This is a genomic window from Lentzea sp. NPDC004789 (genome assembly GCF_053601075.1).
Window position 1 is genome coordinate 1 of sequence record NZ_JBSGBE010000042.1, and the last position, 13,582, is coordinate 13,582.

General features: G+C 69.4%; 13 protein-coding genes. 7 read left to right on the top strand and 6 right to left on the bottom strand.

Translation table 11 applies throughout. The annotated features are described in order from the left end of the window. Window positions 1-272 precede the first annotated feature (272 nt). Window positions 273-728, top strand: a complete 456-nt coding sequence (locus ACWEIJ_RS45185) for a hypothetical protein (protein WP_449843469.1) — start codon at window positions 273-275, stop codon at window positions 726-728. Between the two features lie 32 nt (window positions 729-760). Then, entirely contained in the window at window positions 761-1,249 is a 489-nt protein-coding gene (locus ACWEIJ_RS45190; RefSeq protein ID WP_449843470.1) for a hypothetical protein, read from the top strand. Here ACWEIJ_RS45190 and ACWEIJ_RS45195 read toward each other — a convergent pair. From ACWEIJ_RS45195 to ACWEIJ_RS45205, 3 genes are read right to left on the bottom strand one after another with little or no spacing between them, the layout of a single operon-like run. After that, window positions 1,246-3,330 (bottom strand): M6 family metalloprotease domain-containing protein, encoded by a 2,085-nt coding sequence (locus ACWEIJ_RS45195; RefSeq protein ID WP_449843471.1) that lies wholly within the window; start codon window positions 3,328-3,330, stop codon window positions 1,246-1,248. The two genes, ACWEIJ_RS45190 and ACWEIJ_RS45195, sit on opposite strands and share 4 nt — an antisense overlap. A gap of 29 nt (window positions 3,331-3,359) precedes the next feature. Then, window positions 3,360-4,715: a HAMP domain-containing sensor histidine kinase gene (locus tag ACWEIJ_RS45200; RefSeq protein WP_449843472.1), complete on the bottom strand. Its 1,356-nt coding sequence runs from the start codon at window positions 4,713-4,715 to the stop codon at window positions 3,360-3,362. 6 nt (window positions 4,716-4,721) lie between these two features. Further along, on the bottom strand, window positions 4,722-5,387 hold the full coding sequence (locus ACWEIJ_RS45205) for a response regulator transcription factor (protein WP_449843473.1): 666 nt from the start codon (window positions 5,385-5,387) through the stop codon (window positions 4,722-4,724). Between the two features lie 158 nt (window positions 5,388-5,545). On the opposite strand from ACWEIJ_RS45205, the gene ACWEIJ_RS45210 reads away from it, so the two are divergent. Both ACWEIJ_RS45210 and ACWEIJ_RS45215 read left to right on the top strand, forming a co-directional pair. Next, complete coding sequence (locus ACWEIJ_RS45210) at window positions 5,546-6,763, top strand: glycosyltransferase (RefSeq protein WP_449843474.1); 1,218 nt, start codon at window positions 5,546-5,548, stop codon at window positions 6,761-6,763. Next, window positions 6,760-8,847: an ArnT family glycosyltransferase gene (locus tag ACWEIJ_RS45215; RefSeq protein ID WP_449843475.1), complete on the top strand. Its 2,088-nt coding sequence runs from the start codon at window positions 6,760-6,762 to the stop codon at window positions 8,845-8,847. The genes ACWEIJ_RS45210 and ACWEIJ_RS45215 overlap by 4 nt, the downstream gene beginning before the upstream one ends. Before the next feature lie 49 nt (window positions 8,848-8,896). Here ACWEIJ_RS45215 and ACWEIJ_RS45220 read toward each other — a convergent pair whose 3' ends face one another. Genes ACWEIJ_RS45220 through ACWEIJ_RS45230 form a run of 3 tightly spaced genes read right to left on the bottom strand, consistent with a single transcriptional unit; the run spans window position 8,897 to window position 10,471 of the window. Then, window positions 8,897-9,676: a hypothetical protein gene (locus tag ACWEIJ_RS45220; RefSeq protein ID WP_449843476.1), complete on the bottom strand. Its 780-nt coding sequence runs from the start codon at window positions 9,674-9,676 to the stop codon at window positions 8,897-8,899. Between the two features lie 35 nt (window positions 9,677-9,711). Further along, a complete protein-coding gene (locus ACWEIJ_RS45225; RefSeq protein ID WP_449843477.1) occupies window positions 9,712-9,837 on the bottom strand; it encodes a hypothetical protein in 126 nt (41 codons plus the stop codon). A 19-nt stretch (window positions 9,838-9,856) separates the two neighbouring features. Next, the gene (locus ACWEIJ_RS45230) at window positions 9,857-10,471 is read right to left on the bottom strand and encodes an NADPH-dependent FMN reductase (RefSeq protein WP_449843478.1); all 615 of its coding nucleotides are present in this window, start codon (window positions 10,469-10,471) and stop codon (window positions 9,857-9,859) included. Between the two features lie 87 nt (window positions 10,472-10,558). On the opposite strand from ACWEIJ_RS45230, the gene ACWEIJ_RS45235 reads away from it, so the two are divergent. From ACWEIJ_RS45235 to ACWEIJ_RS45245, 3 genes are all read left to right on the top strand, one after another. Next, window positions 10,559-11,029, top strand: coding sequence for a MarR family winged helix-turn-helix transcriptional regulator (locus tag ACWEIJ_RS45235; protein WP_449843479.1), 471 nt, complete (start codon window positions 10,559-10,561; stop codon window positions 11,027-11,029). Between the two features lie 74 nt (window positions 11,030-11,103). Next, a complete protein-coding gene (locus tag ACWEIJ_RS45240) occupies window positions 11,104-12,414 on the top strand; it encodes a DUF2252 domain-containing protein (protein WP_449843480.1) in 1,311 nt (436 codons plus the stop codon). A 46-nt stretch (window positions 12,415-12,460) separates the two neighbouring features. Further along, on the top strand, window positions 12,461-13,315 hold the full coding sequence (locus ACWEIJ_RS45245) for a Scr1 family TA system antitoxin-like transcriptional regulator (protein WP_449843481.1): 855 nt from the start codon (window positions 12,461-12,463) through the stop codon (window positions 13,313-13,315). The last annotated feature ends 267 nt before the right edge of the window (window positions 13,316-13,582 follow it).

Here is a 13,582-nt window from a genome sequence, read left to right on the forward strand (position 1 = left end):
GGCCATGACCGGCTGAACGTCCACCGGTCGCAAGTGACACCACTGTCACCCCCTTGCCCCGCCAATACTCTTGATCATTACGGGACAACCTTTAGGTTTTCCCCTAAACCCGGACCGGAGTCTTACAGATCGACCGTGAATCCACTAGCAATTTCCACCAACATGAGCAACGCTCTCAATGATTTGTGTCAAGCATTGTCGGCGTACCACTACTGAGTGGACCTGGGCGTGTGCAGCGCGGTGTCTCCTCCGGCCGGCCCGAGACTGGGGACGTGGACACCAGGAAACGAGTCGATCCGGTCCGGCGCGGTCGCACGATTCTGGGCGCGTCGTTGGTGATCACAGCCGCCGCGGCGGGCACACGGGCCGCGGTGGGGTTCAGCCACGAGGCGGAGACCGAGCTCGCGATCCGCGCGGACGACGGCCTCGGCATCACGGTCGCGCTGCACGCCGGGCTGACCTGGGGCTGGCTGCTGTTCGCGGTGCTGACCGGGATCGCCGCGGTTCCGTTGCTGCTCAACGGAACGGGCCGGCTGTTCGCGGCCGGCGTCTGCTACTCGCTGGGCATGCCGTTGCTGCTGCTCGGAATCGGCGTGCCCGCACCGGTTCCCGCGGTCAGGACGCTGACGTGGGTGGCGTGCGGTGCGGTCCTGCTGCTGGCGTGCTTCGTGATGCTGACGTCCGGTCCCGTTCCGCAGCAACGGCGTCGATCCGTGCGAACTCGCTGAAAACCGCGGCCCGGCCTGGCAGGGTGTCGGCCATGATCGAGACAGCCCGGCTGGCCGGGTTCTTCGCCGCCCACGGGGTGTGGTGCGTCTCCGAGGGAGAAACGCTGATCCCGTTGCTCGGCTACGAGCACACCGACGGCGAGTACGGCATGAACCGGTTGATGTACGACGACTTGGCCGAAGGTGCCCGCGCGGGCCAGGACGCGCTGGCCGACGGCGATCCCGGCTGGGTGGGCGCGGTGCTGGTGGCCGACGGCTACGTCCACCTCGACCGCGGCAGGACGGACGCGTTGATCGTCGAGGCCGTGCAGTACGGGCCGCACCGGCAGAGCCTGCAGGTGGCGGTGCCGTACCGGCCCGCGCAGGACCCGCGCGGATTCGCGGTGCACAAGCCGAAGTTCATGGGCGTGGAGTGCGACGACCCGGACCTCGGCCCGGTGGCGGAGGCGTTCTTCACCGGTGCCGCGTCCCACACGGAAGCCAACGCCGTGTGGGACGCGCACCTCGACGAGTCGATCTAACGGAGGGCGGCCACGGAACACGTGGCGGTCGCCTGCTTGAGCGGGTTGCTCTCCGAGACGGCCGTCAGCGTCACCTTCGACGTCATCGAGCCGCCGTTGCGCTGAGCGTGCACCGGAACGGTCACCGTGCCGCCGAACTTGGCCGTGGCAAGGGCGTTCGGCACCGAGACGGTCCACCCGTTGGCAGCGGTGGCCGACACCCGGTACACGTCACCGTCGATGTACTGCGTGACCGGTTCGGGGTGCTGCGAGGTCGGCGGTGCGGCACGGCCGGTGTTGACCACCGGGAAGCGGCACGTCACCACGCCGTCCTGAGTGCTCGGCGTGCCCGGCATGACCTGCACGCCCCGCTGCTGCGGGCCGGGGCCGTCGAGCGACCGGACCGCCACCGTGTACGACAGCACGCCGCGCGAATCCCGTTGCACGTCAAGGATGTAGAAGTGCACGCGGTTGGCCGTGTCGACGTACTCGTACTCGCTGCCGGAGTTGGTACCGGCGTGGAACAGCGCGTCGGCGAGCTGCCGGTAGTCGCCGATCGTGATGGGCACCTTGGTGCCGTCGGGCAGGACGTAGTCGGTCATGCCGATGTCCTGCGGGTTGGCGTCGATCACCCACGTGAACGGTGCCGCGTCGGCGTTCTTCGTCTTGGCCAGCAGCACACCCGCGTCCGGCGTGAACGAGTCGGCGCCCATCCGGTCGACGACTTCGAGCGTGTAGTTGTTGTAGCCGCCGCCGTCGCAGAACGGGTTGGTGTTCACGTTGCAGGACGGCGACTTGTCGCCGGTGCCGAGCGCGAGGTTGACCCCGGTCAGGCCGGTCGTGCCGGGGTTGACCTCGCGGGCGGTGATCTTGGCGATGACCACGCCGGAGCCCGAGAGCGCTTCCCTGGACAGGCGCAGCACGTTGCGCTCGTCGATGATGCCGAGCTTGATCCGGTTGCGGAAGGTCTGTTGCGCGCCCAGGGAAGCGCCGGCGGTGGCCGGGATGGTCCAGCGCGAGTGCGGGCCGCCGGGGCCGTTGAACGAGCCGCGCGACAGCATGTCCCACGGGCCGCTGTAGTCACGGCGCGGCGGGCTGCCGTACGGGTTGTTGTAGTTGTCGCCGATGCCGAGGACGTGACTCAGCTCGTGCGCGTACACGCCCTGGCCGGAGCTCTCGGCCTGGGTGGTCGAGCCGCCGCTCGCGTTGGGCCAGATGCTCGAACCCGCGGCCCACGACGTCCAGTCGACGTACCGGGTGCTCGACCAGTTCGGCAGCGCGGGGTCGGGCGGGCCGAAGTCGTCGGTGACGTCCTGCTTGGTGCGGAACTTCATCATGCCGAACTCCTGCCAGGTGCCGGACTCGTCCTGGCCCGCGGACAGGTAATAGATGAAGTCGTAGCCGTTCGGCACCTCGCTGCCGACATCGGCGACCCACGCGGCCCGGCCGTCGGTGCGGATGTTGCGATTGCACGAGTCACCGGCGGGGCAAGCGGTGCCGCCCTGGAACTCCATGCCGTACTCGTGGTCCTTGCCCGGCATCGTGTACGGGCCGAACGCCTTCAGGTCGACGCCGTAGCGACCGCCGGAGGTCTCCATCCAGTACTCGTGCACGGTGTGGCCGTGGTTGAGGGCGATCGGCTTGTTGAGGAAGTCCTGGTAGAACTGCGCGACCTGGCTGCGCGGGATGTTGTTGGCCTCCACGCTCGGATTCCCGAACACCGTGGAGTTCCTGGGCTGCGTGACGACGAACGGCTGGTTCGGGTAGTCCAGCAGGACCACCGCGCCCTTGAAGTTGCGCACCGAACCGCGCACCGACGGGTCGGCCCAGTTGGTGCCGGGAATCTTCTTGTAGTCCCGTTCCCACGTCATGTGGTCGGGGTTGACCCAGTTCTGCGGGTCGATCGGGCCGGGGAACCCGGCCTGCGCCGCCACGCGCGCGGAGTCCCTGGTCTGCTGCCAGGGCTGCTGCTGGGGCCAGTGGTCGTACTGCCACGGATGTGTTGGCTGGTCAGGGGAAGCGGCTGAGTTGCCGGCGGTGACCATCGCGACCGAGAGGAGCGCGGTGATCAGCAGGGCAGGGCGCCGGTGTCTGCGATCCATCCCCCCACCGTGGTGCAGAGCCGCCCACGTCAACCACCGACGATCGTCGGCAGATTGAGGCGGACCGATGCCCCTTTGCCGTTGGGCACGAACCGCACAGAACCTCCGTGCACCGCAACGATGTCCGCCACGATCGCCAGCCCCAGACCGGAACCGGGCAGGCCGCGGGCCGCGGGCGCGCGCCAGAACCGTTCGAACGCGGCTTCCCGGTGCTCGGCGGGAATGCCAGGGCCCTCGTCGGTCACGGTCAGCCAGCCCGGCCGGGAGCGGACGGTGATGGTGGAGCCGGCCGGTCCGAACTTCACCGCGTTGTCCAGCAGGTTCAGCACACTGCGTTCGAGCGCGGCCGCGTCGCCGAGCACGGACCACTCCGAGCGGTCGACGTCGAAGACGTGGCCGTGGGCACGGCTGCGGGCACGTTTGACGGCACGGTCGACCACCTCGGCCACGTCGACGGGATCGCGGGCCAGCTCGCGTTCGTCGCGGGCCAGCACGACGAGCTCGGTCACCAGGTCGCTGAACTCCTGGCTCTGGGCCTGCAGCCGGTCGAGGACCTCACCCCGCTGGGGCAACGGGCGGCCGGTGCGCTCGCTGCGCACCAGCAGGTCGATGTTGGTGCGCAGGCTGGTCAACGGGGTGCGCAGCTCGTGCGCGGCGTCGTTGACGAGATCCCGCTGGCGGCGCCGGGACTCCGCCAGCGCGGCGGTCATCGACGTGAAGGCGCGGCCCAGGCGTCCCACCTCGTCCTGGCCGGAGACCGTCACCGGGGTCGTGAGGTCCTCGGTGCGGGCGATGTGCTCCGCGGCTTCGGTGAGGCGTTCCATCGGGGCGAGGGCGCGGCGGGTCAGCCACAGGCCGACCGCGGCCACCAGCAGCGACCCGAAGACCGACACGCTCACCAGGACGCCGGCGAGCGCGGCCAGGGTGTCGTCGATCTCGGTGAGGCTGCGGCTCAGGATCAGCACGTCGCCGTTGTCGAGCGGCTGCAGCAGGACGCGCGCCGACTGCCCGGACAGCGTCACGCCGTCGCGGAACGTGGTCTTGTCCACGAAGTCGTCGTCGCTGGTCACGACCGGGTCGACGCCCGGCGGCGCGCACGTGCCGTCGGCGTGGCTGAGGACCTGGATGCCCTGGAGCACCTGTTGCAGCCCTTGACTGGCCACGGGCTGGTCGCACGGCAGCTTGAACATCAGCCGTTCACCCGATCCCGGTACCCGGTTCTTGCGCGGTGGTGGCATGCTCGTGAGCAGCGACTTGTCGAGTTGCGTGCGCAGGTTGTGCTCGGTGGCGAGCCAGGTGACGACGCTGATCCCGGTGATCGCGGCCGCGACCACGCAGGTGGTGATCAGCGCGAGCTTGCCGCGCAGCAGCATTGGGCCTCTCACAGTGACTCACTCAGTCTCGCGCAGGATGAAACCCAGGCCGCGCACGGTGTGCAGCAGGCGGGGCCGTCCGCCCGCCTCGGTCTTGCGGCGCAGGTAGCCGATGTACACGTCGAGGTTGTTGGTGCCCTGGTCGTGGCCCCACACCGCGTGCTTCAGGTACTGCTTGGTCAGCAACCGTTCCGGATCTGCCAGGAAGACCGCCAGCAGGTCGAACTCGGTCGGCGTCAGGTCGAGCCGCAGGCCGTCCCTGGCCACCTCGCGGGCCCGCAGGTCCATGGTCAGGCCGCCGAACCGCAACGACTCCGGCGTCTCGCGGTGCCGGTTCTGCTTGAGCAGCGCGCGGACGCGGGCCAGCAGCTCCTCCAGCGCGAACGGCTTGACCAGGTAGTCGTCGGCGCCCGCGTCCAGGCCGGTGACCTTGTCGCCCAGCGCGTCCCTGGCCGTGAGCATCAGCACGGGCAAGCGCTCTCCGGCCGCGCGCATCCGGCGGCAGGCCTCCGACCCGTCCAGCACCGGCATCATCAGGTCGAGGATCGCGAGGTCCACGCCGGTCAGCAGGCGCAGCGCCTCGGCGCCGTCCGCGGCGGTCGTGACCTCGTAGCCCTCGAACTCCAGGCTGCGCCGCAGACTGTCCCGAACGTCCGGGTCGTCGTCCACCACGAGCAGTCGCATGAGCCCGACGGTAACGCCGCTACCTGTGTGAATGCTGTGTCAACGACCTGCTTCTCACGAAACTCTCAGCGGAAGCCAAGGACGCTCTCACAACCACATCAGCACTCTCAGTCGCAGAGCGGTCACATAGGTGTCCACTGTGGAACGGAGAGCAGCACATGGCGGTGAACACCGCACAGGCCACTGGGACGGTGGACATCATGATCCCCGTCTACAACGAGGAACGCGCACTGCCCGGCTGCGTCGAGGTGCTGCACGGGTTCCTGAGCGAGCAGTTCCCCTTCGACTGGTCGATCGTGGTCGTGGACAACGCCAGCACCGACCGGACGCTGGCCGTGGCCCAGGACCTGGCGGAGAGATACGAGCGGGTGCGCGTGCACCACCTGGACCGCAAGGGCCGCGGCCTCGCGTTGCGGGAGTCGTGGGGCACCAGCGAGGCGGCCGTGGTCGTCTACATGGACGTGGACCTCTCGACCGGGCTGGACGGGCTGCTGCCGCTGGTCGCGCCGCTGCTCAACGGGCACTCGGACCTCGCGATCGGCTCGCGGCTGGCACCGGGGTCGCGGACGGTGCGCGGTCCTCGGCGGGAACTGGTGTCCCGCGGCTACAACGCGTTGATCCGGCTCACGCACGGCGCCCGGTTCAGCGATGCCCAGTGCGGCTTCAAGGCCGCGCGCACGGAGGTCATCCGGCCGTTGCTCGGCCAGGCGCGCGACGAGGCGTGGTTCTTCGACACCGAGCTGCTGCTTCTCGCGGAGCACAACGGTTTGCGCGTGCACGAGGTGCCGGTCGACTGGGTCGAGGACGTGGACAGCCGGGTCGACGTCGTGGGCACCGCGATCGACGACATCAAGGGGCTGATCCGGGTGGCCAGAGCCAAGGCCAACGGCACCGCGCGCGTGCACGGCCTGCCGCAACGCCCCCTGCCGCGCGCCATCCACCCGGACGCCGTGCTGAGCCGCAGCGAGGGCGGCCTGTCCTGGCAGATGCTGTCGTTCGCGGTGATCGGCGTGATCTCCACGCTCGCGAACCTGGCGCTGTACGGCCTTTTCCGGCTCTGGTGGCCGGTGCTGGCGGCCAACCTGGTCGCCCTGGTCATCACGACTCTCTTCAACACGGAGGCCAACCGCCGCTTCACCTTCACCGCCCGCAACACCGCCCGCGGCAGAACACATCTGCAGGGCGTCGTGGTGTTCGGCCTCTACTACGCGTTCACATCGGCCGCGCTGCTCGTGCTGCACGCGGCCTCCCCCAACCCGCCCCGCCTGCTGGAACTGGCGGTGCTGCTGGGCTCGTCGGCCCTCGGCACGGTGGGGCGCTTCTTCCTGTTGCGGAGCTGGGTGTTCCGCCGGGACGACCGAAAGGACCAGGCATGACCGCCACTGCCGAGGTGGCCGCTCCGGTGGACGAACAGATCGAGGCGCCGCGGCCTGCCCGCTGGCCCGCGTGGGCTCTCGCCGCGATCTGCGTGCTCGCCGGAGCGCTGTACGTGTGGGCCATCGGAGCCGGTCAGGTCGGCAACGCGTACTACGCGGCCGCCGCGAAGTCGATGTCGACGTCGTTCACCAACTTCCTGTTCGGCTCGTTCGACCCGGCCGGGGTCGTGACCGTCGACAAGCCGCCGATGTCGTTGTGGCCGCAGGCGATCGCCGTGTGGATCTTCGGTTTCCACGGGTGGGCGGTACTGCTGCCGCAGGTGATCGAGGGCGTGGCGGCGGTGTTCCTGCTGCACCGCACGGTCCGGTTGTGGGCGGACGAGAAGGTCGCGCTGCTCGCCGCGCTGATCCTCGCGCTGACCCCGATCACCGTGGCGATCAACCGGGACAACAACCCCGACACGCTGCTGGTGTTGCTGCTCATCGCGGCCGCCTACGCCTTCACGCGGTCGGTGCGCTCGTCCGAGGGGCGTGCGCGGACCAAGTGGCTGCTGTGGTGCGCGTTCTTCATCGGCTGCGGGTTCCTGACCAAGATGCTGCAGGCCTGGGTCGTGGTGCCGGCGTTCGGCCTCGCCTACCTGGTCGGCACTTCGGCGCCGGTGAAGCGGCGGGTGCTCGACCTGCTGGGCGCGGGTGCGGTCCTGGTCGTGTCGTCGTTCTGGTGGGTGGCGCTGCACGCGGCGTGGCCGGGCTCCAAGCCGTACATCGGCGGCAGCACGGACGGCGGCGCGTGGGACCTGATCATCGGCTACAACGGTCTGGGCCGGGTGTTCGGCGGCGACGGCAACCTAGGTGGCGGCCGTGCCGGTGAGATGCCGGCCGGTCAGATCCCCGAAGGCGTGGAGATGCGCGGGCCGGGCGGGATGTTCGGCGGGCAAGCCGGCATCACGCGCATGTTCGAGCCCTCGGTCGGCGGCCAGATCTCATGGCTGCTGCCGTTGTGCCTGCTCGTGCTGGCCGCGGTCGCGGTCGCGGGAGTGCTGCGCTGGCGGCGCGGGGTCCCCGGCGACCCGGCCGAGCGCGCGGGCTGGTTCATGTGGGGCGGCTGGCTGCTGGTCACCGGCGTGGTGTTCAGCTTCGCGCAGGGCATCTGGCACCCGTACTACACGACGATGCTCGCGCCGGCCGTCGCCGCCATCAGCGCGGCCGGGCTGGTGATGTTCTGGCGGGCCAGGAGCTTCGTGCGGTTCCTGCTGCCGTTGGGGATCGCGATCACGGCGGCCTGGGCGTTCGTGCTGGTGTCGCGGGACACGGCGTTCCACGGCTGGACCCGGTGGGCCGTGCTCGGCGTCGCCGCGGTGGCGATCGTGGTGCTCCTGGTCGGCCTGCGCCGGGTCGGGCTGGTGGCCGGGGTGGTCGCGGTGCTGCTGGTGCCGGCCGTGTGGTCGACCGCCACGGCCGCGACACCGAGCTACAACGGCTCGATGCCCGCCGCGGGGCCGGCTGAGCGCGGTGGCGGGCTCGAGTTCTTCCGCAACGGGCAGCAGCCGCCGAACGGCATGCAGCCGCCTGGCGGCCAGATGCCCAACGGCCAGATCCCCAACGGCCAGATCCCCAACGGCCAGGCCCCCAACGGCCAGGCCCCCAACGGCCAGTTCCCGCAGCGGGGCAACCGCGGCGAGATGCCGGGCGGTCCCGGCGGGTTCGGCGGCCGGGCCGAGCTCACCGACGAGCAGAAGCGGATCCTCGCCTACGCCAAGGAGCACGGCAACGGCGCGGAGATCACCCTCGCCGTCGCGGGCTCCGCGATGGCAGCCGCCCCGTACATCATGAGCACCGACGAGGTGGTGATCGGCATGGGCGGGTTCTCCGGCTCGGACAACGCCCCGTCGGTCGACCAGCTGCAGACGTGGGTGAGCGAGGGCAAGCTGAAGTTCGTCCTCAGCGGCGGCGAGCGCGGAGGCCCCTTCGGCGGCCGGGACGTGGGCGGCCGGGAGGAGTGGATCAAGCAGCACTGCTCCGCCGTGGACCCGAGCGCGTACGGCGGCGGCTCCACCGAAACCCTGATGGAGTGCCACGCCTAGCAGGACCGGGTGCGCCCCAGGACGACCTGGGGCGCACCCCGCCTTGCGGTCAGGGCACGAGTGCCCACGCCTGCTGAGCGCTGGCCTTGCAGAACGTGAGCCAGCGGCTCTGCGTGGTGATCGCGCCGTCGGACCCGGCCCGCACGAGCGCGGCGGAGGAGTCGCGCTGGGTCTGCGGACCCCAGTCGCCGTCGATTCCCGTGGAGTAGCCCCAGATGTACTGGCACGCGGCCTGCACGAAGTACGTCTGGGTGGTCGACGACGTGGCGAAGCTGGAGTCGCCGCTGCCCGACACCGCGTTGTCGATGTGCACGTGGTTGTGGTGCTCGGCGTTGTCCAGGTACGAGATGACGTGCCGGAAGTGGTAGTGCAGCGACGCCACGGTGCCCCAGTAGCGGATGCGGGCGGTGCGCAGGGCATCACCGGTGAGGCTGTGCCACTGGTCGTAACGGCCGTTGAACGCGGTGAACATCGCGCCCGTGTTGCGGTTGGTGATCAGCAGCCGCGCGAGGTCGAACGCGCGGCCCTCGCCGTGCATACCGGGCTTGTCCACGTACGCGCCGTACGAGTAGATCTTGTGCGGCGCGGTCCAGTGGTTGGGCGTCCAGTTGCGCCAGTGCACGTGCCAGGTCTCGAGCCGCGAGTAGAAGCCGGGCTCGTAGCGGAACGACGTCGCGGCGCCGTTCACCTCGTAGTAGGTCGGCTGCGAGTTGATCTCGCTCTGGGTGACCAGGGTCGCCGCGGAGGCGCGGCCGGTGCCGAGCAGAACCGCCGCTGAGCCCGCCGCGGCTGCGGTCAGGATGCTCCGGCGGGACATCGATCCGTTCATGCCCAGCAGTCAACTGCCGGGCATGACCCGGATCCCTAGTCCTGCGACCAGTCCTGCGCCGCCGGTTCCTCCTCAGGCACCTCGTCGTCGCGCTCGGTCTCGTCGACGATCCCGAGCACGCGGTGCACGTGTTCCTCGCTGGCTCCGAACATGAAGCACATGCCGTCGACGCTAGGCCCCTCACCCGCTCACGGCTTCTCGATTCCTGCCCGAAACCGCCGCCGTTGCGCGCCGGGCCTCCCGCACCCCGCGCAGCGCGCCGGACCAGGCGATCACCTGATCGAGCATGCCGCCCACCGCGGTCGCGAGGCCCTCCTGGGGCACGAAGGTGCCGGTGTGGAACGAGGGGTGTGTCGAGATGGTGGGCTGGGCACGGACCGTGGCCACCTGGAGTTCGGCGAGGACGAGGCGCAGCGCCTCCGCGGCCCGTGCGCCGGCGACCCAGCCGCCGTAGCTGATGATCCCGGCGGCCTTGTCGTTCCACTCCTTGTAGACGTGGTCCAGGGCGTTCTTCAGGGCACCGGGGTAGGAGTGGTTGTACTCCGGGACGACGAACACGTAGCCGTCGAAGCCGTCGACGAGCGCACCCCAGGCGCGGGTGTGGTCGTGCTGGTACTGCTGGAAGTTCGGGTTGCCGGGCTCGTCGAGGTTGCCGAGGTCGTGGTCGGCGAGGTCGACGAGTTCGTAGTCGGCGCCACCGTGGGCACGAGCGGCCTCCACCGCCCAGGCGGCGATCTGGTCCCCGCGGCGTCCGGGACGGGTGCTTCCGAGGATGACTGCGATGCGCAGTGTCATGGCCGTCCTTCGATAGGAGTTGATGCGTCAACTCTAAGCAGTTCGGAGTTGAAGTGACAACTCTGCTGGTCACGGTATTCTCATCGCATGACGGAGACTCGACCGCTGGAGCCCGAGGAGTGGGAGTTCTGGGACGCCTGGATGCGCGCGCAGCGTCTGCTCACCAGGGAGCTGGAACGCGGTCTGCAGCGTGCCTGCGACATCTCGAAGGCCGAGTTCAGCGTGCTGGTGACGCTGTGGCAGGCAGGCCGCCGCGAGATGCGCGTCGGCGAGCTCTCCGAATCGCTCGACTGGGACAAGAGCCGCGTCGCACACCAGCTGACCCGCATGGAGAAACGCGGCTTCGTCGAACGCACCCAGTACGGGGCCGACGGTCGCCGCGCGGGCATCGGGCTGACGTCCGAGGGCCGCCGAGCCGCCCAGAGCGCCATCCTCGTGCACGGCAACAACATCCGCCGCCACTTCCTCGACTCGCTGACCCCCGACCAGGCATCGGTTCTCCGGACGTGGAGCGAGCAGGCGGCCGATCGCCTCGATTCCTCCACACCGCTGCCGTGACGTGAAATTTGCACGTGCACTCGCATCTTCGTACCGCGACCCGCGTCTGAAGGAGCGAGAGAGGGAGGGCACCCATGACCGACCGCGGTGACCGCATTGTGCACGTGCTCGAGAACGCCTTCACCGAGCTGATGACGGCCGACCCGGCCGCGTTCCGGCACAAGTTCCGCAAGATGGCGGCAGAACCGTTCGCGTTCTACAGAGGCAGCGCCTGTCTGTTCTACGCCGACATGGCCGAGATGCCCGACGAGTGGGCCGACGAGCGCACCAGCCGCATCTGGATTCAGGGCGACCTGCACGCCCAGAACTTCGGCACCTACATGGACGCCGAGGGCACGCTGGTCTTCGACGTCAACGACTTCGACGAGGCCTACCTCGGTTCGTTCACCTGGGACCTGCGCCGCTTCGCCGCCTCGATGGCGTTGCTCGGCTGGCGCAAGGCGTTGCCCGACAGCGTGATCACCGACCTGATCCGCACCTACGTGGGCGCGTACGTCAGGCAGGTCAGGACGTTCGCGGAGAAGCCGGGCGACGAGCTCTTCAGCCTGCGCCTCGACAGCACCGAAGGCGCCCTGCACCACGTCCTGCAACGCGCCCGTCTCGCCACCCGCATCGGCCTGCTGGACGAGAAGACCGTCGTCGTCGGCTACGAACGCGTCTTCCGCCGCGACCGCGAGGGCACCCACGAACTGGACCCGTCGACCCGCGCCGCCGTCGAGAAGGCCTTCGCGTCCTACCTGGACACCATCCCCACCGGCAAACGCGCCAGCAGCCGCACCTACACCGTCAAGGACGTCGTGGGCCGCAGCGGCTTCGGCATCGGCTCAGCGGGCCTGCACGCCTACAACATCCTGGTGGAGGGCCACACCCAGGCGTTGGAGAACGACGTCGTGCTGTCGATGAAGCAGGCCAACGTGGCCGCACCCAGCCGCATCGTCCCCGACGAGCGCATCCGCGAGTACTTCACCGACCACGGCCACCGCACCGCCGTCTCGCAACGAGCCCTGCAGGCCCACGCCGACCCGTGGCTCGGCCACACCCAGATCGACGGCACCGGCTACGTCGTCGCCGAGCTCTCCCCCTACGAGGCCGACCTGGACTGGTCCGACCTGACCGAACCCGCCGACATGCTGCCGGTCCTCGACTACCTGGGCCGCGCCACCGCCAAGATGCACTGCGTGGCCGACGAGGACTCGTCCCAGACCCTCGTCGCCTTCCAGTGCGAGGAGGCCATCGCCGAGGCGATCGGCTCCCGCGACACCGAGTTCGCCGACTCGATCGTGGCCTTCGCCCTCGACTACGCCCGCCAGACCCGCGAGGACCACCGCCTGTTCGTGGACGCGTTCCGCGAGGGCCGGATCAAGGGTGTCGGCTCGACCGCCTAGCCCGTGCGGCGGTACGTTTGCGGCCAATCGACGACAGGAAGCTTCGATGGCCCGCTCCGACGACGCCCAGCACGACCTCGACGACCTGGGTGCACTCCTCCGCACACACCGGAAGAGGGCCCGGCTCACGGGGTCGGAGGCGGCGCGGCGGGCGGGCTTCACCCAGTCCAAGCTGTCCAAGGTCGAGAACGGCATCCTGCTGCCCAGCCCGGACGACGTGCGCCGCCTCGCGGCCGGGCTGGGCATGGACCCCGACGCGACGGCACAGGCACTCGACCTGATCGAACGGCTGTGGAACGACCGTGCGGGACAACGAGGTGTGCTCCGGCGCAACGCGTCCACCGAGCACGCCGCGCTGCTGACCAAGTTCAGCGCCGCCGGGCACGTCGTGGCGGCCGATCCCGCGGTGATGCCGGACTGGCTGCGCACTCACGACTACGTGATGGCGGCAGCCGGGTCGCGGTCAGAACGCGACACCGCGAGGGTGATGGCGTTGGCGCGCAAGCGGCAGCGACTGATGGAGACGCCGGGCTTCCGGTTCGAGTTCTTCGTGTTCGAGTCCGCGTTGCGCACGCACGTCGGCTCGTTGCGGATCATGGCCGACCAGCTGCGGAATGCGGCAGCACACGGCTCGAACGTCGTTGTGCGCCTGGTCGACGACGAGGCCATGGTGACGCCGCTACCGCAACACGCCTTCGAGATGCACGACGATCGGCAGATCGTGCTCTCGACGGCTCCGGGCGTCGTGGTGATCACGTCCAACAGCGACGTCCGGCCGTACCGGCGGACCGTGGTCTCGTTGCGGGACCGCGCCCTGAGCGAGAGCAGGTCTCGTCACTACCTGCGCCAGATCGGCGGCCTGTACGACGTGCTCGACCGGATCGACCGACTGGCGAGCTGAGCGCCTGTTCACCAGGTGGGCGTACGACAACCCACCTGGTGAACAATTTTTGAAATCGCGGCCGGGGGATAGCTCCCGCGATCTCAGCTACTCCGCCGGCGTGGTCTCCGCGGTCACACTGTTGACCCAGAAACGGCTCGCGTCCGTGGTGCTCGACGTCGAGCTGGCGTAGACCAATCCAAAGCCCACTACGGCTGCCATCACGGCAACGAACAGCAATGGGCGCTGCACCTTCTTGGAGGCGTTGATCTCTGCTCCTCTGATTCA

Bases quoted from the DNA above. Each gene is read 5' to 3' on its own strand.
- ACWEIJ_RS45190 (WP_449843470.1), top strand. From the start codon at position 761: ATGATCGAGACAGCCCGGCTGGCCGGGTTCTTCGCCGCCCACGGGGTG.
- ACWEIJ_RS45195 (WP_449843471.1), bottom strand. From the start codon at position 3,330: ATGGATCGCAGACACCGGCGCCCTGCCCTGCTGATCACCGCGCTCCTC.
- ACWEIJ_RS45205 (WP_449843473.1), bottom strand. From the start codon at position 5,387: ATGCGACTGCTCGTGGTGGACGACGACCCGGACGTTCGGGACAGTCTG.
- ACWEIJ_RS45210 (WP_449843474.1), top strand. From the start codon at position 5,546: ATGGCGGTGAACACCGCACAGGCCACTGGGACGGTGGACATCATGATC.
- ACWEIJ_RS45215 (WP_449843475.1), top strand. From the start codon at position 6,760: ATGACCGCCACTGCCGAGGTGGCCGCTCCGGTGGACGAACAGATCGAG.
- ACWEIJ_RS45220 (WP_449843476.1), bottom strand. From the start codon at position 9,676: ATGAACGGATCGATGTCCCGCCGGAGCATCCTGACCGCAGCCGCGGCG.
- ACWEIJ_RS45225 (WP_449843477.1), bottom strand. From the start codon at position 9,837: ATGTGCTTCATGTTCGGAGCCAGCGAGGAACACGTGCACCGCGTGCTC.
- ACWEIJ_RS45230 (WP_449843478.1), bottom strand. From the start codon at position 10,471: ATGACACTGCGCATCGCAGTCATCCTCGGAAGCACCCGTCCCGGACGC.
- ACWEIJ_RS45235 (WP_449843479.1), top strand. From the start codon at position 10,559: ATGACGGAGACTCGACCGCTGGAGCCCGAGGAGTGGGAGTTCTGGGAC.
- ACWEIJ_RS45240 (WP_449843480.1), top strand. From the start codon at position 11,104: ATGACCGACCGCGGTGACCGCATTGTGCACGTGCTCGAGAACGCCTTC.
- ACWEIJ_RS45245 (WP_449843481.1), top strand. From the start codon at position 12,461: ATGGCCCGCTCCGACGACGCCCAGCACGACCTCGACGACCTGGGTGCA.